We start from the raw sequence: 18,906 nt of genomic DNA, 5'->3' as shown, positions 1-18,906 counted from the left end.
AAATGAGTCCAACTTTATGGGGTCACTTCAATTATGCCGTGATTAAAGGGCTTTTTGTTTATTAAGCTTTACACTTTTACACTTTTACACTTTTACACTTTTACACTTTTATACCTTTTTGACTAAATGACAGTGCTTTTGGTTTCGCCATCAATAAAGCGATTGGTAATGACATCGCCTTTGGTTAGCACAGACTGACTTTTGATCACCTCCTTGCCTTTAAAGGTGATGCTGTATCCGCGAGCTAGAGTTGCCAAGGGGCTGACTGTATCAAGTAAATGACTGCTATTTGCCAGCTGTTGCTGGCGTTGCTCGAAAGTACTCTGCCAAGCTTTTTTTAGGCGTTCAGACAATAAATTGTGCTTACCCTGTTGCTCTTTCAATACCTTGACGGGTGAGAATTGCTGTAATTTACTGATCCGAGTTTCACTGCTTTGTTTTGCCCGCATAAGTTGTGTTGCCATGCTATGGGAAATCGCAGTGAGTTGACTATCAACTCGTTGCATATGCTGGCGTAATTGATTACGAGGGTGGTAGCCATTGAGTTCTTGTGCGAGCGATTGTTGTTGGTACTGCAGATCTTTCAGCAGTGTTCGGGTACTTTTGAACAACCTATCGCGTTTGGCGCCTAATGCGCTGAGCATTTCAATTTGAGATTGGCTTACCAGCTCAGCTGCAGCTGAAGGAGTCGGGGCGCGCAAGTCGGCAACAAAATCAGCTATGGTGATGTCTACCTCATGACCCACAGCACTTACGATGGGGAGTTGACTGTGATAAATAGCCCACGCGACGTTCTCTTCATTAAAGCACCACAAGTCTTCTAGGGAGCCTCCACCTCGGCCTACTATCAGTATATCGACTTCCCTACGGTGGTTGGCGAGCTCTATCGCGCGGCATATTTGTTTACTGGCAGTAACACCTTGCACTTGAGTCGGGTAAATGACTACCTCAATGGCAGGATTACGACGTTGTAGCACCGTTAAAATATCGTGCAGGGCCGCGCCAGTAGAGGAGGTCACTATGCCGATGCGATTAATTGATTTGGGTAGCAATTGTTTTTTGTCACTTGCAAACAAGCCTTGTGCCAGTAAATTACGCTTTAGTTCTTCAAACTGACGTTTGAGTTGGCCTTCGCCTTCGGGCTCAAGGTGCTCGACGATAAGTTGATAGTCACCTCTAGGCTCATAAATACTTAAATTTGCCCTAACTAACACTTTGTCTCCTTCTTTTGGGCGGACGATAACTTTTCGGTTTGCGCCCTTGAACATGGCACTTTTAATTTGCGCCTTATTATCTTTTAGCGTGAAATACCAATGCCCTGAACTGGCGGCCACGAAATTTGAGATTTCAGCGCTGAGCCAAACTTGGCCAATTTCTGATTCTAATATAGAGCGAGCCAAGTGATTAAGCTTACTGACGGTGAAGATATTTCGGTTTGCGGGTGACGCACTAAACATAAGGCACAAAATCTTAAATAAATAATAGGAATGGAGTTTACCTGATAAGCTAAAGCGTCTACAATTGCGCCGCAATAAAAACCCATTTTAAAGGTGTTGTTGCATGTTGCGGATCGCAAAAGAAGCTCTTACGTTTGACGACGTGTTGTTAGTGCCTGGGCACTCAACCGTTCTTCCTCATACCGCTAATTTGATTACCAAATTAACGCGCGGTGTTACCTTAAATATCCCACTTGTTTCTGCTGCTATGGACACAGTATCTGAGGCACGCCTTGCTATTGCGTTGGCGCAAGAAGGTGGTATCGGTTTTATTCATAAAAATATGCCTCCTGAAACGCAAGCAGATCATGTTCGTATGGTGAAAAAATACGAAAGTGGCGTGGTATCTGATCCGGTGACGGTTTCCCCTAATGCAACGATCGGCGAAATTAACGCCTTGAGCAAGCACCATGGTTTTTCTGGTTTTCCGGTTGTAGATAAAGACAATGCGCTAGTGGGTATTGTTACCGGCCGAGATTTACGTTTTGAAAAACGTTTTGACCAACCTATTTCGTCAGTGATGACGCGCAAAGAAGATCTGGTTACTGTAAAAGAAGGCGCCCATTCAGACCAAGTATTGGAATTGATGCATGAACATCGAATTGAAAAAATACTGGTAGTCGATGATGCATTCAGATTAACCGGCTTGATCACCGTTAAAGATTTCCAAAAAGCCGAAAGCAAACCCAATGCGTGTAAAGATGAGTTGGGTCGCTTGCGCGTAGGCGCAGCGGTAAGTGTTGGGGCTGGCACTGACGAGCGTATTCAACTGCTTGTGGAAGCAGGCGTAGACGTATTATTGATCGATACCTCTCACGGCCACTCTCAAGGTGTTATCGACAGAGTGAAGAAGGTGCGAGCAGATTTCCCTGATGTACAATTAATTGCTGGCAATGTTGCCACAGGTGAAGGCGCTAAAGCACTTGCTGATGCAGGTGTTGATGCAGTTAAAGTCGGTATAGGCCCAGGTTCTATTTGTACGACGCGTATCGTGACCGGTTGTGGTGTACCTCAGATTACTGCCGTTTCAGATGCCGTTGAAGCGTTAGAAGGTACTGGCATACCCGTTATAGCCGATGGAGGTATTCGATTTTCGGGTGATATTGCCAAAGCGATAGCCGCGGGCGCAAGTTGCGTTATGGTTGGCAGTTTGTTAGCTGGTACCGAAGAAGCTCCTGGTGAAGTTGAACTATATCAAGGTCGTTACTACAAATCTTATCGTGGTATGGGGTCTCTTGGCGCTATGGACCAAAATAATGGTTCATCAGACCGCTACTTCCAAGACAGCAACGACGCTGAAAAATTAGTGCCAGAGGGAATTGAAGGTCGCGTTGCTTATAAAGGGCCTATTTCTACTATTATTCATCAGCAAATGGGTGGTTTACGCTCAGCTATGGGCTTAACTGGCTCTGCTACTATTGACGACCTGCGTACCAAAGCGATGTTCGTCAAGGTTACTGCTGCAGGCATGGGTGAGTCTCATGTACATGACGTGAGCATTACCAAAGAAGCGCCAAACTACCGCTTAGGATAAATATCCACATTGACTATTGGGCTGGTTATTAACCAGCCTTTTTTTATCGCCATTGCGCTTTTAAATACGAGTACCAATATGACCACAAACATTCATGAACAACGCATACTAATTCTCGATTTCGGTTCTCAATATACACAACTTATTGCACGACGCGTGCGTGAAATAGGGGTTTATTGTGAGTTATGGGCATGGGATGTTACCGAAGCGCAAATTCGTGAATTTAATCCTAATGGCATCATTTTATCAGGCGGTCCTGAATCAGTTCACGCGAAAAACTCGCCTCGCGCTCCGCAATATGTATTTGATGCAGGGGTGCCCGTATTTGGAATTTGCTATGGAATGCAAACCATGGCTGAACAGCTAGGCGGTGAGGTTTTAGGTTCAGATATGCGTGAATTTGGTTATGCTCAGGTAGAAGTTGTCGAGAAGATGGCATTGCTGGATAACATTGAAGATCACGTTAGTCCCAATGGCAATGCATTGCTTGATGTATGGATGAGTCATGGTGATAAAGTGGCTGCTGTGCCTGAAGGTTTTATTACAGCGGCCAAGACAGATAGTTGTCCCTTTGCTGCCATTGTGAACCAAGAGAAGCAATTCTATGGTGTGCAGTTTCACCCTGAAGTAACTCATACCCGCCAAGGACATCGAATGTTGTCACACTTTGTCCTCGACATTTGTAAATGTGAAAAGCTTTGGACGCCAGGTGCAATTATCGAAGATGCGATCGCCCGTATGAAAAAGCAAATTGGTGATGATGAAGTGATTTTGGGCCTCTCTGGCGGAGTAGATTCATCAGTCGTTGCTATGTTGCTGCACCGTGCAATTGGTAAACAACTTACCTGCGTATTTGTCGATAATGGTCTACTTCGGTTGAACGAAGGTCAGCAAGTGATGGATATGTTTGGTGACCATTTTGGTCTCAATATCATTAAAATCGAAGCAGAAGAACGCTTTTTATCTGCGCTAGCGGGTACGGATGAGCCAGAGGCTAAACGTAAAATTATTGGCCGCGTGTTCGTTGAAGTCTTTGATGAAGAATCAAAGAAACTGAAAAATGCAAAATGGTTAGCCCAAGGCACGATTTATCCAGATGTAATTGAATCTGCTGGTTCGGCAACAGGTAAAGCCCATGTCATTAAATCTCATCATAATGTTGGGGGCTTACCCGCAGATATGTTGATGGGATTGGTGGAACCTCTTCGTGAGTTGTTTAAAGACGAAGTACGTAAGATTGGACTCGAGTTAGGCTTGCCGTACGACATGCTATACCGCCATCCCTTCCCTGGACCAGGTTTAGGTGTACGTGTGTTAGGTGAAGTAAAAAAAGAGTATTGTGATCTACTGCGCCGAGCAGATGCTATCTTTATCGAAGAGCTGCACAGCCACGATTTGTACAATAAAGTTAGTCAAGCATTCACGGTATTTTTGCCTGTTAAATCAGTAGGCGTGATGGGCGATGCGCGTAAATACGATTGGGTTGTATCATTACGAGCCGTAGAGACAATCGACTTTATGACGGCGCACTGGGCACATTTACCGTATGACTTCCTAGGGAAAGTATCCAACCGCATCATTAATGAAATCGATGGTATTTCTCGCGTTGTTTACGATATTTCAGGCAAGCCTCCAGCGACAATTGAATGGGAGTAAGGGGCAGTAGTTGCCTCGATATTGAGTGTTCGAAGCTTTTTTGGTTAGTAGACGAGTAGTAAAAATACCTTTTCGATAAGATGTAAATCATGCTGCACTCAGAGGCGACTAGGTCGGTCGCCGCTGAGTGTAGTCATATTCATTACTGGCATCATTGTGCAGGATAAATTAGGTTACCGAAAGTTAGCCTATCAACTTGTTGAAACATAGCACTGAGGATATGCATAGCAGTGCCGCGTGATACCGAACAATACCGACGTCCTGTCGTCAATCTTATCAATTCAAAATGCCTTTATTATGTGAACACCTTGCGGATTAAAATTCATTCCATTCCTCGTTCTCATGGCTAACGTATCCGCTTGACGTTGACGGCGATGCCGAACAGCACAGGTATAAGAATAGCGATAGCCAACATCAAGTTTATTGCGCCATCAGGCGTTTCTGAATGCGCCCAGTAGATAGCAATGAGCCATGGCGCAGCCGCGCGAGCAAGTGACATGGGAATTAACATAATGCCGTTGATCTTGCCATAGTTATGGTGAGACAGCAGTTCTGGAACAGCCATGCCGCGTACGATAGTAAATATACCGTTTGCTGCACCATAAAGAGTACACACGATCGCAAGCGTGAAAATGGAGGGAGGTGCTTTAAGCAATACGATGGCAAGTGGAAACGTCATACCGGCAAGTAAACCCAGACGGATTATCGTTATCTCCTTGAATAAAAGTATTAGCATGCGCGCAGCAACCTGTGCTGGCCCAATAAGGGCAATTGCAAATACCACCGAGTGTGTGTCCCAAGACAGAGCAATAAGCAAGGGATAGATGTGGTAAGTAAAACCAGAAAAAAGTGCCATATAAGCACAGAAAGATGCAGTGAGGAGATAAAATCTAAGACTACACAAAATTGGCCGAATCCGGCTTTTTTCTATGCTTGATGTTTGGTGTATTTCTTCACTTGCTAAATCCACAGGTCGAATTGCCCATAGATAAAGTGGGGCAGCGATGACGGTATTGATGACGGCTAATCCTAGAAGTGCATCGCGCCATCCCAAGCTATCTAACATAAATTGCAGCAGTGGCACAAACAAGGTGCTGGAGAAACCAGCCCACAACGTGATCGCCGTGATGGCTGAACGTGATTGCAGCACGCCCAACTGGCGCACGGTGACTGCAAATGCAGGTTCGTAGGATAACGCTGATTGAAGCATGCCTAATGTTATTATCACAGCATAAAGCGCAGGCATGGTTTCTATGTACGACCAGACTACCAAGGCGAGCGATGCTGCAATGGTCGCTCCCCCCATAAGTTTGCGTCCATGGCCGTGGTCAATCACTGCGCCTATGGGGTATGCAGCCAGTACGGCAGCTAAAAGACCGAGTGTGGCGGCGCCATAAATATCCCCCCGGCTCCACCCCATATCATTGGCCATCGCTTCCGCAATTAATGGAAAGCTGTAATAAAGCGTTCCCCAAGATACTAATTGACTTAGACCTAGCGCGGCAACAAAGCCTCGCTTGGTCGGCAATGCTTTCATCCTCGGCAAAGTGAGATCGCTGGTGCGGCGCATGGATTTATATCAGCGGAAATCTCACTTGTGGCAAGTGCATTCACCACTGATTGAACTTGCTTATAGCCGGTTTTCAGCAGAAAGGTCGGTGCACGTCCATAGCTCTTGATCCCGACGATATAAAGATCCTGCTCTGGGTGGGATAGTTCTACGCAGCCGTGCTCAGGAACCGAACCGCAGCTATGTAAATTAGGATCGATCAATGGCGCCAGACGCGTAGGGCTTTGTGTTGCGGGATCAAGAGATATTCGTAATTCTGCAAGGAGACTAAGATTAGGGCGAAAGCCGGTCGCAGCTATAATGCGATCCACAGGCGGTAATTTACGTGAACCACTGTGCACAATAAGTCTGTTGTTTTCACGATTGATTTCTTCGATTTCAAGTTCGCTAAAGACTTCTATTCTTCCTTGCTCTAATAAATCCTGAATGCGAACTTCTAAACGTCTGCGTTCTTGCAGTTCATCGTTTGCTGGGGAGCGGACGACATTGGCTACACAGGCATTGCGAACGCCCCAAAGAACACGCATGTCCTTGTACTGATCCGCAAGCAAAATCAAATCCTGTAAGGCGTTGAATGCCGAATGGCCACCACCAACGACTAACACGGACTGGTTAGCGTATTGCTTGCGGCCATAACCGAGAATGTTAGGAACACCATATGTGATCGAATCTGCAGCAGCATTTTCGCCCAAAGCTGGGATACCATGAGTTCCAAGCCAGTTGGGAGTTTGGTATGTCCCCGAAGCGTCAATGACGGCCTGCGCTTTAACGTCACGATCACCATTGGGGCCCGTAACCCGCAGCACAAATGGGACCTCGTCTCGACCGTCTGTACGTAGCACATCATGGTTGAGGCGACTGACTGATTTAACCTGAGTATTCAGGTTCAGATGAGGCGCAATTTTACAATGGGATGCTAGGGGAGTTACATATTGCTCAAGCAACTCCTTTCCTGTGGGAAATTCATTGCCAGCAGGTTCGTTCCAGCCTTTTTGTTTTAGTAATGCAACAGCTGCGGGATCCACATTGTAGGCCCAAGGGGAAAACATACGCACATGCCCCCAGCGGGCCAAGTTGCTACCTGCCTTATCACCAGCTTCGAACAGGATAGGGGTATATCCTTGTGCAAGTAAATGAACCGCAGCACTCAGGCCTATGGGACCAGCGCCAATGACCGCGACAGGTAAGTTGGTTGATTCTTTAAACATATACATTTTTCTCCATTTTTAATGTTGTTACTAACAACTAATAAGTTAAAAAAGTGCGCTAAGAGCCTAAACGGTCCCGCGCTGCAGTCGTTAATTGCCTAATGAGTGTCAATGCCCCATCGACAACTTCTGGCGCAACATTTTTGATCATTAGTGCTTCTTCTGAGATCAAATCTTGATGAATCTTTTGATGTAATGCTTCACCTGATGGTGTCAGCGATAGTTGGACCGCACGTTGGTCTGATGGGTCCAATGCCTTGAGCACATACTTTTTTCGCAGTAAGGAGTCCACCACACGACTTGTGGTGCTCTTGTCCAGATACATCTCGTCCGCCAATGCTTGAAGCCTCAAAGGGCCTCGTTTTACTAAGGTTTCAAGGGCATAACACTGTGCAACGGTCACATCGTGGCAGCAAATATAATCTCGATCACGAAACTGGTGAACACGAATGAGTTGGTTGACGGCTTCGTATAACTCTTCTGCGCGCTCTAGGCTATGAGACATAGCATTGAAACCTTGTGTAAGTATGTTGTTAGTGACAACTATAATGGTGAATATCTCACCTGGCAATATCAGATAAGCTGTTAATTCTCATTTGCTAATCGTGGGAATGGGAAGATTTTGATTCTTAAGAAGTCTTTTCTAGTGGTTATTTTATACAAGTTAGGCTCAAAGATAGCAGATTTATTTTGACTAATATTTATCAATAACGTAACGATATTCTTCAAACACATGATTACATATATTCGTTATTTAACGATTTATGGGGTACTCGATTTGCAATAACTACAATTCTGCATAAGGCATATGATGGCAGGTCTCATCGGTAGTAACTGCGGTTGGCGGGTCAGATAAAGCCCATCCCACAACGTTTGCATAACCAGTTTATTCAGCTATTCCGGCGTGCTTATTGATTCTAATCAATTGGATGTCTGTTAAAAACCAAGCCTAACGGGTGAAAATGCTACATTCGTTTCGATAGCACAACACTTTTGTACTGGCTAGTTGGGAAGTATCTAAGAGCTTGGGTGAAACCTACGCAATAAGGAATTGTGAAGATGAGCAAAAGAAAAATCATAATAGCCATCGTGGCACTGATACTAGTCGTTGTCATTGCGTTGTTATGGTGGCGAGCTGACCTTGAGGATAGTAATGACTCGAAATTGCAACTTTACGGCAATGTGGATATCCGAGAAGCACTTCTGGCCTTTAATAGCAGTGAGCATATTGCTGCAATTCATGTGCAGGAAGGTGATCGCGTTACTAAGGGCCAGTTGTTGGCCCAACTTCATACCGAATTACTCGACGCGAAATTGGCCGAAGTTGAAGCGAATTTACTCGCTCAACAACAAACGGTGGCTAAACTAGAGGCAGGCAGTCGGACCGAAGAAATTAGTCAGGGCAAGGCCGAGTTGAAGGCAGCTAGTGCCAAAGTAAAGTCAACCAGAGATAGTTATAAACGCATTGTACGGCTACTTGAAAAGAATTTGGCGTCAGCAGAGGATGTGGAGAATGCCCAATCTCTGGCTGATGTAGCCGAGGCGCAAATGGAAGTATCGACGCAGGCACTAGCGTTATTGCAGGCTGGCCCTCGTAAAGAAGATATTGCCGTGGCTCGAGCTGAATTGGCTGCACGAGAAGCTGGGTTGGTCTTGGCTGAGCAACGTTTAGAAGATACCAACCTATATGCACCGGCAGACGGTGTCATCCGCAACCGTATTTTAGAGCCCGGCGATATGGCATTTCCAGCAACGCCTGTGCTGACACTTGCCTTCGTCGATCCCGTTTGGGTACGAGCTTATTTGTCGGAAACGATGTTGGGCCAAGTGCCTTTGGGCGCGAAGGCACTTATCCATACCGATAGTTACCCTGAAAAAACCTACCAAGGCTGGGTTGGTTATATTTCTTCTACCGCTGAATTCACACCGAAAAGCGTACAGACCGAAGAGTTGCGTACTCGCTTAGTTTACTCGGTTAGAATATATGTTTGTAACGCGCAAGGAGAACTGCGTTTGGGTATGCCTGCTACGATTACCATTGCACTCAATCAAAATCTGGACGCAACCACATCCAATCATTGTGGATCGCAGCGGTGAGTGCTATCGCGCTTAAATTTTCAGCCGTTAGTAAAACATTTTCCAGTGAAGGACGGCAGTTGTCGGCGTTGGATAAAGTCAGTTTCAGTATTCAGCCGGGTAGAGTGACGGGGTTAATCGGTCCTGACGGTGCAGGAAAAACGACATTGCTGCGTCTTGCTGCCGGTTTATTGCTGCCAGATACGGGGAACATACATGTATTAGGTATCGATGCGATTGCCGAGCCGCTGACAGTTCAATCAAGTATTAGTTATATGCCCCAGCGTTTTGGCCTTTATGAAGATCTTAGTGTGCAGGAAAACCTTGACCTTTACGCCGACCTACAAGGACTATCGAGAATAGAGCGACCAGCCCGTTATGCACAGCTGATGAAAATGACAGGCCTGGCGCCATTTGCACAGCGTTTGGCTGGGCAACTTTCCGGTGGAATGAAACAGAAGCTCGGCCTAGCTTGCACGTTAGTTCATTCTCCCCAATTGTTATTATTGGATGAGCCCACCGTTGGGGTTGACCCCGTGTCGCGTCGTGAGCTTTGGCAAATCATTTATCTTCAGGTGCAAGAAGCGGGCATGACAGTGCTGTTGAGCACCGCTTATCTAGATGAAGCAGAACGCTGTGATGAAGTATTACTGCTTCATCAGGGCAAGCTACTTGATCAGGGAAAACCAGCGAAATTTAGCCACTCAGTAGAGGGGCGTACCTTTTTGGTCACTGCTAAGGATTTGGGTCATCGTCGGTTGCAGGAAATGTTGAGCCGAGCGCCCGGTGTGCTGGATGCCCTGATAGAGGGTGAAGCGGTGCGTCTGGTAATGGAAACAATCGAGCAACCCAGGGTTGAAGTATTGCTACCGGGTCAAAAAGATATTCACATCACAACGGTCTCGCCACGTTTTGAAGATGCGTTTATCGCCCGCCTCAAAATTCGCCAGACTAACCCCGTAACGGAATTTTCGTCACAATTAACAATAGATCTTGAAAAGAATGACGAGGTGATCTCGGTTAAGAATCTGCAACGTCGCTTTGATGATTTTATCGCGGTGAATAATGTCAGTTTCAGCGTGCGACGAGGGGAAATATTTGGTTTGCTAGGCGCCAACGGTGCAGGAAAATCTACTACATTTCGTATGCTTTGCGGACTGTTGCCTGCTAGCAGTGGGGAATTGGCGGTCGCTGGTTATGATCTGCGCAGAGCTGCAGCCTCGGCACGTGGGCGTATTGGTTATATGGCGCAGAAGTTCTCACTTTATAGCAATTTATCGGTGATACAAAATTTACGTTTTTTCTCCAGCGCCTATGGTCTTAGAGGGAAAGAACAAAAGACACGTCTAGAATGGGCGTTAACCACATTTGCATTGAAGTCGTTTCAAGATGCTAATGCTGGGGATTTACCATTAGGCTATAAACAGCGTCTGTCTTTTGCCGCTGCGCTAATGCACGAACCGGATATTCTCTTTTTAGACGAACCCACTTCAGGTGTTGACCCGCTGGCCCGACGTGGGTTTTGGGCGCGCACCAATGCACTGGCCGAGGCTGGGGTGACAGTGCTAGTGACTACGCATTTTATGGAAGAAGCCAATTATTGTGACCGGCTTGTAATCATGGCGGATGGCGAAGTGTTGGCCTCAGGTACGCCGCTGTCAATGAAGTTGCGCGCGCGCACGGCGAAAAATCCTGATCCAACAATGGAAGACGCCTTTATACAGCTAATTGAAAAGCGTCAACAAACTCTGGATACAGCCCCTTGAATTCGCTCGCTCATATGCGCCTCGTGGGGTTGATCCGCAAAGAAAGCCTACAAATTCTGCGTGATCCATCTAGTATCGCTATTGCCTTTGTAATGCCGGTCGTGCTGCTGTTCTTGTTTGGCTACGGCGTATCGTTAGATGCGAAGCATATTCCATTGGGAATTGTTATCGAACAACCAGATAGGGAAACACAGTCACTAGCAGGGGCTTTCGAGCGCTCCGAATTTTTTAGTCCACAGCACTTTAGTGTTATTCAAACCGCGCAGCAGGCACTAAAGGAACACCAAATTGACGGTATTGTCTGGCTACGCAGTAATTTTTCAGCTCAGCTGTTATCTAATAGCGCAGCACCCATTGGCGTCATCGTTAATGGAGTTGATTCAAATCAGGCTAATATTACCCAAAGGTATATTGAGGGAACATGGTTTGCTTGGCTAACCCATTATGCTGAGAGTCGAGGCCAATCACTGACTATGCCAGTGACCCTAGAGCAGCGAGTGTGGTTCAATACAGCTTTGTCTAGCCGCCTGTTTCTGGTACCAGGTTTGATCGCCATTGTTATGACGCTAATTGGTTCGTTGCTCACGGCTATGGTGGTAGCGCGAGAATGGGAGCGAGGCACAATGGAAGCAATGATGGTGACACCGCTGCGACGCAGTGAAATACTGGCAGGTAAGCTTATTCCTTACTTTGTACTGGGAATGGGGGGGATGCTGTTCAGTGTGGCAATTGCTGTATGGCAGTTCCATGTCCCTCTGCATGGTTCGTTTTGGCTGCTGATGATAAGCTCGGCGCTATTTATGCTGGTGGCGCTGGCTATTGGCTTGTTAATTTCCATCGTCTCAAAAAATCAGTTTGTAGCAGGCCTGCTGGCTATAATCGTCACGTTTTTGCCTGCCTTTATCTTGTCGGGTTTTCTGTTTGATATTCATTCTATGCCTAGCTGGATACAGTTCATCACGTATTTAGTGCCAGCGCGTTATTTCGTCGCTATTTTGCAAACCCTTTTTCTTGCTGGTGATGTGTGGTCGGTCGTGCTGCCTAACATTGGTGCATTGCTTATCATGTCATTGTTTTATTTTTCACTGGTGTGGCGCAAGTTCCATAAGCGTCTGGAGTAGGCTATGTATTTCAGACTAATTTGGGCGTTAGCCGTCAAAGAGTTTCTTGCTCTATTACGTGATAAACGTAGTCGATTTGTCATTATTGGTCCGCCCATTATCCAGCTACTGGTATTCGGTTTTGCTGCATCCTACGACCTCAATAATGTACCGGTGGCAGTTTATAATGAAGATCTTGGGGAGGCATCTAGAGAACTAGTGAGTCGCATTGACGGCTCTCCTAATTTTGAGATTGTCGCGTACATTACTCATGATCGTGAGCTTGCACCGCTAATCGATAGTCGAGACGTACTGCTCGTCTTGCATATTGATCAGCGTTTCAGTAGCAAACTTTTACAAGGCACAAGTGCACCTGTACAGGTGATACTAGATGGCCGAAATTCCAACACCGCCATGATGGCCATGAACTACGTAAATAGAATCATATTGGATTATAACCTTAGCTGGTTGGCATCCCAGAATAAAAGTGGTTCTGTAGCGATCTTACAAACACGGGCTTGGTATAACGAAAATTTACAGTCAAATTGGTTTATTGTGCCCGGTATTGTTGGTCTACTGACCTTATTGGTGACCCTTTTAGTCACAGCGCTTTCAGTGGCTAGGGAGCGAGAGGCAGGCACCTTCGACCAATTACTGGTGACTCCGTTGCGTCCAATACAGATCCTCATCGGTAAAGCCATTCCCGGTATGATCATTGGCATACTGGAGGCTACGCTGATAATTGTCGTTATGGTGACTTTATTTGATATTCCTTTGCGTGGCAGTCTCGGCGCGCTGTACCTGGGTATTTTGTTGTTCCTACTTTCTGCAGTAGGTGTTGGGTTGATGATCTCTGCTATATCCGTTACGCAACAGCAAGCGGTGATGGGGGCTTTTCTGTTTATGGTACCTGCGATTGTCCTATCCGGATTCGCCACTCCCATTGCCAATATGCCGCAGTTTGTACAGTGGCTAACGTATCTGGATCCGTTGCGTTATTTTTTGGTGATAGTAAGGGGCGTCACGTTGGAAGGGAGTAGTTTTTCATTGCTGCTCAATCAGTATTGGCCCATGGCCATTATTGGCATTGCAACATTGTCTCTGGCGGGCTGGCTATTTCGAAATCGTATGTACTAAAGGCTGTACATATATGTATTCCAGGTATTAGGTCGGGACTGTAGGGAAGGTCGATAAGCCTTGCGTGTGTCAGACGTTAATAAAAGAATTCTAATTTTACTTGTTTGGTCATTCTGTTAATTGAAGTAACATAACTGAATAATGATTCGACATGGGCTGATTCATGGTATTCCCACAAAGCCTCTATCATTAAAGGGCTTTTGCAGGCTGTTTCTATAGCGTATAAATAACCTGATGTTTATTGGTTTTTTATCTCTTCTTTTTATTTTGCCTTGAGTGTGTGTTATGGCGATTAAGCCAACTATTTATAAATTTAAAATTTCTTTGTCTGATCTTAACCGTGACTATTACACCGCACTTAATCTAACAGTTGCTCAGCATCCGTCTGAAACACTGGAGCGCATGATGACCCGGGTTTTGGCTTATTGTTTAAATGCTGATGAATTACTGAGCTTTACCAAGGGGCTTAGCTCTGTGGAAGAACCTGACATCTGGTTACGTGGCTTAGACGACCAGTTACATTTGTGGATTGATGTGGGTGAACCCGCCCAAGACAGGATCAAAAAAGCCAGTCGCATGGCAAAAGCTACCAAAGTGTATAGTTTTAATAGTAAATCAGACACTTGGTGGCGACAAAGTCAGGCTGCATTTGCCATGTTACCTGTGCAGGTGTTTCAATTTGCGTGGAATGATATTCAGACATTGGCTAAATTAGTTTCACGAACGAGCGATATGTCATTTACGATAACGGGAGATTCAACTTACATTACAGCTGAAGGTGGCGAAGTGGAATTAATTTGCCGCGAACTACAAGCGTAAACTGTGGTCTGTTGTAAGAGTGGTATACAGGTACGAGCAGTGTCTTTACTGATATTTATAACTAAATTAGGTTTGCTGATTAACCTGTTCACAGGCAAAATGCTGGCCCAATTATTTTCCGTAAGTAGTTTTTCTTCATGAATGCAAAGTTTGACTCAATTCGTCCATTTAATGATTGTGATTTGCCGCAAGTATTAGGGCGGCTGATTCAAAATCGTCAACTTATGGACAGCTTAGTCGCTTTTCGTTTCTCTACTTGGCCGAGGTTTTGTTATCCGTTTCTACGTGGCGTGACTAGACTCTATTTATCTAGGCAGCGTGGCAGGATAAAGAGCTTACGGGACTTTCAAGTATTAGTTGAGCCCTATATGGAACGCATGATAGAGCAAACGACTGATAGTTTTACCGTGTCGGGACTTGATAAGCTCGATTTAAGCCAGCCATGTATGTTCGTTAGTAATCATAGAGATATTGCCCTTGATCCTGCTTTTGTGAATTGGTCGTTGCATCTTAGTGGTCAAGACACGGTGCGTATAGCGGTAGGAGATAACCTATTAAAGCAAGATTGGGTAGCGGATCTTATCCGCTTAAATAAGTGTTTTATTGTACACCGCAGTGCTAAAGACCGACGCGAAAAACTAGCCGATGCCAAACTTCTCAGTGAATATATCTTTCATACTTTAAAAAATGACGCACAGCATATCTGGATTGCACAAAGAGAAGGTAGGGCTAAAGATGGGATTGACGCAACAAACCCTGCAATTGTTTCGATGCTCAGTTTAAATAAGCCCAAAGAGCAGCCATTTAGTGATTATATTCGTAGCCTGCGTATTGTACCTGTATCTATCTCGTACGAGTTTGACCCCTGTGATTTGAGTAAGGCGAAAGAACTGTACACTACAGAGGTCGAAGGTAGTTACGACAAGGCTGATAGTGAAGATATTCGTAGCATAGTCGATGGCATGGTGGGTTATAAAGGTCGTGTACACGTATCATTTGGGCAAATATTAGATAGTGAGTTTGAAAATGCTAAAGGGGTGGCAGAACAAATTGATGGGCAAATTAAGCATAATTATCGTCGTTTCCCAAGTGCCGATGCCGCCGTGCAAATGTTAGAAGGGAAAGAAAGCGTAAAAGATGATCTTTTTAGTCAACAGCAAATAGATGCAGCCAAAATGCATCTGGCCTCTCGATTATGTGATGAATTACCAGAAATAAAGAAAAAGGTATTGTCGATGTATGCGGTTCCCATCAAAATTGTTGGTGAATGACGGTTACCAACAGATATTATTTATTTCTAATTTTGCTCAGCGTTAATTCATAGGCCTTTGTTGGGATTTAATCCTCGATAAAAAGGGCTTTAACGCCCTTTATCAAATCATTTACGTGTAATTTATGCGACTTTGTCTTTCTTAAGGTCATCAAACTGACGATGCAAATCATACTTTTCATCGGTGACGATTTTCTCTAAGGTTTCAATGCGCTCTTTTAAATCGGCGACCTGTTGTGCGAGTTCAGCGTCCTGTTGCAGTGTAACTTTGTTCTTTTTCTTAGTTTTTGACCCATTGGTTAACTCTACAATAGCCCAGCAGACGATAGCAACGATAGCAACGGCAGTGATGTTCATATGTCTATTCCTCAAATCGATGTGTTAAAATAATATCGGTATTTATATACTATTAAGCAATTCACTGACCAAAATTTAAATTCTATTTTAATCAGTGTGTTAGCATGATTTTTAGTTTTTTACATCAGGCTAGCTTGGTTAATTTGACGAACTTATTAATGAATTTCACCAATTTAGCTGTCCATTTACAACCTGTTTAAAGAGTAAGATGAGTTTGCAACAAGATCAACTTTGGATGCGTCATGCATTGAGTTTGGCAAATAAAGCTGCCCTAGTAGGGGAAATTCCTGTTGGAGCGGTGTTGGTTAGAGATCAGCAAATCGTGGGCGAAGGTTGGAATCAATCTATTATGCTTAACGATCCATCCGCTCATGCTGAAATGCAGGCTATTCGGCAAGCAGGTACTGCGATAAAAAACTATCGATTAATTAATACGACGCTTTATGTAACGTTAGAACCGTGCACTATGTGCGCTGGTTTACTGGTGCATAGCCGTATTCAACGCTTAGTTTTTGGTGCCTATGATGCTAAAACGGGCGCCGCGGGTAGTATTATGGATGTACTGAGGGACGAACGCTTAAATCACCAGGTCGAAGTCTTAGGGGGCGTTTTGGGGGATGAATGTGGTGAGACTATTTCAGCATTCTTTCGTCGACGTAGGGCGCAGATAAAAGCCAGCAAGCGTGAAAAAACTTAGCTGGCTGTGGCCCACTCGTCGGTTAATTCAGTGATTTGAAATTGCTGACGACGGTTCACTACTTTACTGTGTACTCGTTTAAGTAACTGACGTCGACGGCTAGCGTTACATACACGGCTGCGATTGTTAATGGTGGCTCTTTTCTTCATATTCTTTCCCTCTTCTTTGGTTAGCGTTACTGATATTTAGGGTGTATAGCGTGTTATCTACACTTTGATTAGCTCTACCTTGTCGATTAAAAAAGACATCAGTAAGTGAACTTATGTTCCCAAAAATATAATCTACCAATTTGATATGAATGAAAAATGACAAGCAGATGACGCTATGGTTACAAGCGTAAATTAAAGTTTACTATCAGTATTCTGCGGCCAGTACATCACTTGATTTTATCTGTCTGGTCGGGAGTGACGTCAGTGGTAGTTTGAACCTCTATTTCTGGCGGGGTAGACGCAGCGGACTTCTCATTGTGAGATTTATCTGTTTCCTCTTTATCTTTGAGCATTTCGACATCGGCTTTTTTATCTGCGTATTGTGTTGATGGTATAGGCGCTTTTAGAGAGGAATTGTCTTTAGAAATCTCAGGCGTCTGGGCATCGAATTCTGTGTCAGAAATATTTCGATTTGCAGCTGGATCTTCATCTTCCACATCAGCTTCCGCAGGCAATAATTCAGGCTGCTGCTCATTTAACCAAACTAAAGTGTCGTAGTAGCGGCGAATATTATCCACGTAAATTACAGCCTCGTGGCCTCTGGCATAGCCGTAGCGAGTGGTTTTGTAGTACCTTTTTTGGCGTAGCTGGGGTAAACGTTTTTTTACATCTACCCACATATCTGGATTGCCACCTTGTCGCTCCGTTAATACGCGAGCATCTTCTAGGTGACCTAATCCAACATTGTAAGATGCCAGTGCAAACCACAATCTATCTGGGGACGGTATACGGTCTGGAATACGAGTTAACAATGTCGCGAGGTACTCAGAACCTCCTCGAATACTTTGTTCGGGATCAAGACGCGAGGTAACACCTAAGTCTTTCGCTGTATTTAATGTGAGCATCATCAAACCACGTACACCGGTGACCGATCTTGCTTTAGGATCCCAGTGACTCTCTTGATAACTAAGGGCCGCTAATAAACGCCAATCAAGATCATTAGAATACCGTTCAAATAGAGTTTGATACTGAGGAAGTTTACTGGATGCTGAACGAATGAAATCTCGCGTATCCACATAATTGAATTGGCGAACGTGACCAAAATGTTTATCTTCTAGGGCTGCCAATGCGCCACTTTGATGAATTTGGCCAAAATATTCAATGAGGGCTGCACGCAAGGCGTCGTCACTTTTTTGGCTTGTGGCCCAAGCAATACCTTGTGACTGACTTAAAGAGAATCCAATACTGAGCTCAGGATATCTGCGGCGCATTAAGGCTAAAATATTTGAATCCACGACTGTGTAATCTAATTCATCAGCTAACACTGCCTCGAGTAACTCTTCAGAATCCTTGTCATTCGTTTCTTGCCAGCTTAAATCTGGATTTTGAGCTTTAAAGTTGCGTAAGGTTTCACTGTGACCACTGCCGGCTACTACCATAAAATCACCCGTGAGATCAGACAGTTCTCTAGGCCTGACATCACCTTGTTTAAAGACCAGCTTTTGGCTAACATTTTGATACGCGGGGCCAAAACGAAATTGTGCATAGCGTTCAGAACTAACGTTAATACCGGCAGCTATTACATCTAAGTGGGCATTATCTAGCTGAGGGAACAACTCATTTACGGTGTAATAAGGAAATATTTCCAGCTTGACACCTAAGTAGTCAGCAAATCCTGCTGCCAGCTCGTATTCAAAACCTTCAGGGCCGTTTGGGCCGTTATAGTAAGTGGTAAGGCCATAAATCGTACCCACACGCAATACACCCGTGTCTAGCACGTGCTGCAAGCTATCTTGCTTTTTTGGCTCATCACACGCACTGAGCAGCAATGACAATGAAAGCAAAAAATAATAACGAAAAGAAATACGACACCCCTTAAAAAGCCTATAGCTGGATATTGTGACCAAAAGTGATGAATTCATCCAGATATTTATCATTTAATAAAAGTCGCCCCCCAAGCGGTTAAGTGCTTATCAATTGGGCTAAAATCAGTATATAATCCTGCGCTTAAAAATTTCCCGAAAATCGGTTTGCCATCACGAAAGTGGGCGAGCCCTGCAACTTGGTGATT

The 18,906-nt window shown here is 44.8% G+C and carries 16 protein-coding genes; 9 read left to right on the top strand and 7 right to left on the bottom strand.

Annotated features, from left to right (window positions below; all coding sequences use genetic code 11):
- Positions 1–122: 122 nt before the first annotated feature.
- Positions 123–1,457: an exodeoxyribonuclease VII large subunit gene (xseA, locus tag GQS54_RS16460; protein ID WP_166425042.1), complete on the bottom strand. Its 1,335-nt coding sequence runs from the start codon at positions 1,455–1,457 to the stop codon at positions 123–125.
- Positions 1,458–1,560: 103 nt separating this feature from the next.
- Here xseA and guaB point away from each other — a divergent pair, with 103 nt between their 5' ends.
- Positions 1,561–3,030, top strand: coding sequence for an IMP dehydrogenase (gene guaB, locus GQS54_RS16455; RefSeq protein WP_166425041.1), 1,470 nt, complete (start codon positions 1,561–1,563; stop codon positions 3,028–3,030).
- 78 nt (positions 3,031–3,108) lie between these two features.
- Positions 3,109–4,686 carry a glutamine-hydrolyzing GMP synthase gene (gene guaA, locus GQS54_RS16450; protein WP_166425040.1) on the top strand — a complete coding sequence of 526 codons (1,578 nt, stop codon included), beginning with the start codon at positions 3,109–3,111 and terminating at the stop codon, positions 4,684–4,686.
- Between the two features lie 346 nt (positions 4,687–5,032).
- On the opposite strand, the gene GQS54_RS16445 is transcribed toward guaA, so the two are convergent.
- The 3 genes from GQS54_RS16445 to GQS54_RS16435 are packed head-to-tail and all read right to left on the bottom strand — an operon-like array spanning position 5,033 to position 7,969.
- Positions 5,033–6,214 carry an MFS transporter gene (locus tag GQS54_RS16445; RefSeq protein ID WP_166425039.1) on the bottom strand — a complete coding sequence of 394 codons (1,182 nt, stop codon included), beginning with the start codon at positions 6,212–6,214 and terminating at the stop codon, positions 5,033–5,035.
- A gap of 5 nt (positions 6,215–6,219) precedes the next feature.
- Complete coding sequence (locus tag GQS54_RS16440) at positions 6,220–7,464, bottom strand: FAD-dependent oxidoreductase (protein ID WP_166425038.1); 1,245 nt, start codon at positions 7,462–7,464, stop codon at positions 6,220–6,222.
- A gap of 58 nt (positions 7,465–7,522) precedes the next feature.
- Positions 7,523–7,969, bottom strand: a complete 447-nt coding sequence (locus GQS54_RS16435; RefSeq protein ID WP_166425037.1) for a MarR family transcriptional regulator — start codon at positions 7,967–7,969, stop codon at positions 7,523–7,525.
- A 554-nt stretch (positions 7,970–8,523) separates the two neighbouring features.
- Here GQS54_RS16435 and GQS54_RS16430 point away from each other — a divergent pair.
- From GQS54_RS16430 to GQS54_RS16405, 6 genes are all read left to right on the top strand, one after another.
- A complete protein-coding gene (locus GQS54_RS16430) occupies positions 8,524–9,561 on the top strand; it encodes an efflux RND transporter periplasmic adaptor subunit (protein ID WP_166425036.1) in 1,038 nt (345 codons plus the stop codon).
- Complete coding sequence (locus GQS54_RS16425) at positions 9,558–11,306, top strand: ATP-binding cassette domain-containing protein (RefSeq protein WP_205967798.1); 1,749 nt, start codon at positions 9,558–9,560, stop codon at positions 11,304–11,306. Before GQS54_RS16430 ends, GQS54_RS16425 begins: the two co-directional genes overlap by 4 nt.
- The gene (locus GQS54_RS16420; protein WP_205967797.1) at positions 11,303–12,427 is read left to right on the top strand and encodes an ABC transporter permease; all 1,125 of its coding nucleotides are present in this window, start codon (positions 11,303–11,305) and stop codon (positions 12,425–12,427) included. Before GQS54_RS16425 ends, GQS54_RS16420 begins: the two co-directional genes overlap by 4 nt.
- Positions 12,428–12,430: 3 nt before the next feature.
- The gene (locus GQS54_RS16415; protein ID WP_166425035.1) at positions 12,431–13,543 is read left to right on the top strand and encodes an ABC transporter permease; all 1,113 of its coding nucleotides are present in this window, start codon (positions 12,431–12,433) and stop codon (positions 13,541–13,543) included.
- Positions 13,544–13,828: 285 nt separating this feature from the next.
- Positions 13,829–14,362: a YaeQ family protein gene (locus GQS54_RS16410; protein WP_166425034.1), complete on the top strand. Its 534-nt coding sequence runs from the start codon at positions 13,829–13,831 to the stop codon at positions 14,360–14,362.
- 137 nt (positions 14,363–14,499) lie between these two features.
- On the top strand, positions 14,500–15,633 hold the full coding sequence (locus GQS54_RS16405) for a 1-acyl-sn-glycerol-3-phosphate acyltransferase (protein ID WP_166425033.1): 1,134 nt from the start codon (positions 14,500–14,502) through the stop codon (positions 15,631–15,633).
- A 122-nt stretch (positions 15,634–15,755) separates the two neighbouring features.
- On the opposite strand, the gene GQS54_RS16400 is transcribed toward GQS54_RS16405, so the two are convergent.
- Positions 15,756–15,989 carry a hypothetical protein gene (locus GQS54_RS16400; RefSeq protein WP_166425032.1) on the bottom strand — a complete coding sequence of 78 codons (234 nt, stop codon included), beginning with the start codon at positions 15,987–15,989 and terminating at the stop codon, positions 15,756–15,758.
- Positions 15,990–16,197: 208 nt separating this feature from the next.
- Here GQS54_RS16400 and tadA point away from each other — a divergent pair, with 208 nt between their 5' ends.
- On the top strand, positions 16,198–16,686 hold the full coding sequence (tadA, locus tag GQS54_RS16395; RefSeq protein ID WP_166425031.1) for a tRNA adenosine(34) deaminase TadA: 489 nt from the start codon (positions 16,198–16,200) through the stop codon (positions 16,684–16,686).
- Here the strand turns inward: tadA and GQS54_RS16390 are convergent.
- Both GQS54_RS16390 and mltF read right to left on the bottom strand, forming a co-directional pair.
- Complete coding sequence (locus GQS54_RS16390; protein ID WP_166425030.1) at positions 16,683–16,835, bottom strand: hypothetical protein; 153 nt, start codon at positions 16,833–16,835, stop codon at positions 16,683–16,685. The genes tadA and GQS54_RS16390 overlap by 4 nt on opposite strands.
- Positions 16,836–17,062: 227 nt before the next feature.
- Positions 17,063–18,757 (bottom strand): membrane-bound lytic murein transglycosylase MltF, encoded by a 1,695-nt coding sequence (gene mltF / locus GQS54_RS16385; RefSeq protein ID WP_240919975.1) that lies wholly within the window; start codon positions 18,755–18,757, stop codon positions 17,063–17,065.
- Positions 18,758–18,906 lie beyond the last annotated feature (149 nt).

It is taken from the genome of Paraglaciecola sp. 20A4, assembly GCF_011378905.1.
In the GTDB taxonomy this organism is placed as follows: domain Bacteria; phylum Pseudomonadota; class Gammaproteobacteria; order Enterobacterales; family Alteromonadaceae; genus Paraglaciecola.
The sequence above is the reverse complement of the archived record's forward strand: the minus strand, read 5'-3'. Positions and strand labels throughout refer to the sequence as shown.

Excerpts from the sequence above, each read along its gene's own strand:
- xseA (WP_166425042.1), bottom strand. The coding sequence starts at position 1,457 with ATGTTTAGTGCGTCACCCGCAAACCGAAATATCTTCACCGTCAGTAAG.
- guaB (WP_166425041.1), top strand. The coding sequence starts at position 1,561 with ATGTTGCGGATCGCAAAAGAAGCTCTTACGTTTGACGACGTGTTGTTA.
- guaA (WP_166425040.1), top strand. The coding sequence starts at position 3,109 with ATGACCACAAACATTCATGAACAACGCATACTAATTCTCGATTTCGGT.
- GQS54_RS16440 (WP_166425038.1), bottom strand. The coding sequence starts at position 7,464 with ATGTTTAAAGAATCAACCAACTTACCTGTCGCGGTCATTGGCGCTGGT.
- GQS54_RS16435 (WP_166425037.1), bottom strand. The coding sequence starts at position 7,969 with ATGTCTCATAGCCTAGAGCGCGCAGAAGAGTTATACGAAGCCGTCAAC.
- GQS54_RS16430 (WP_166425036.1), top strand. The coding sequence starts at position 8,524 with ATGAGCAAAAGAAAAATCATAATAGCCATCGTGGCACTGATACTAGTC.
- GQS54_RS16415 (WP_166425035.1), top strand. The coding sequence starts at position 12,431 with ATGTATTTCAGACTAATTTGGGCGTTAGCCGTCAAAGAGTTTCTTGCT.
- GQS54_RS16410 (WP_166425034.1), top strand. The coding sequence starts at position 13,829 with ATGGCGATTAAGCCAACTATTTATAAATTTAAAATTTCTTTGTCTGAT.
- GQS54_RS16405 (WP_166425033.1), top strand. The coding sequence starts at position 14,500 with ATGAATGCAAAGTTTGACTCAATTCGTCCATTTAATGATTGTGATTTG.
- GQS54_RS16400 (WP_166425032.1), bottom strand. The coding sequence starts at position 15,989 with ATGAACATCACTGCCGTTGCTATCGTTGCTATCGTCTGCTGGGCTATT.
- tadA (WP_166425031.1), top strand. The coding sequence starts at position 16,198 with ATGAGTTTGCAACAAGATCAACTTTGGATGCGTCATGCATTGAGTTTG.
- GQS54_RS16390 (WP_166425030.1), bottom strand. The coding sequence starts at position 16,835 with ATGAAGAAAAGAGCCACCATTAACAATCGCAGCCGTGTATGTAACGCT.
- mltF (WP_240919975.1), bottom strand. The coding sequence starts at position 18,757 with ATGAATTCATCACTTTTGGTCACAATATCCAGCTATAGGCTTTTTAAG.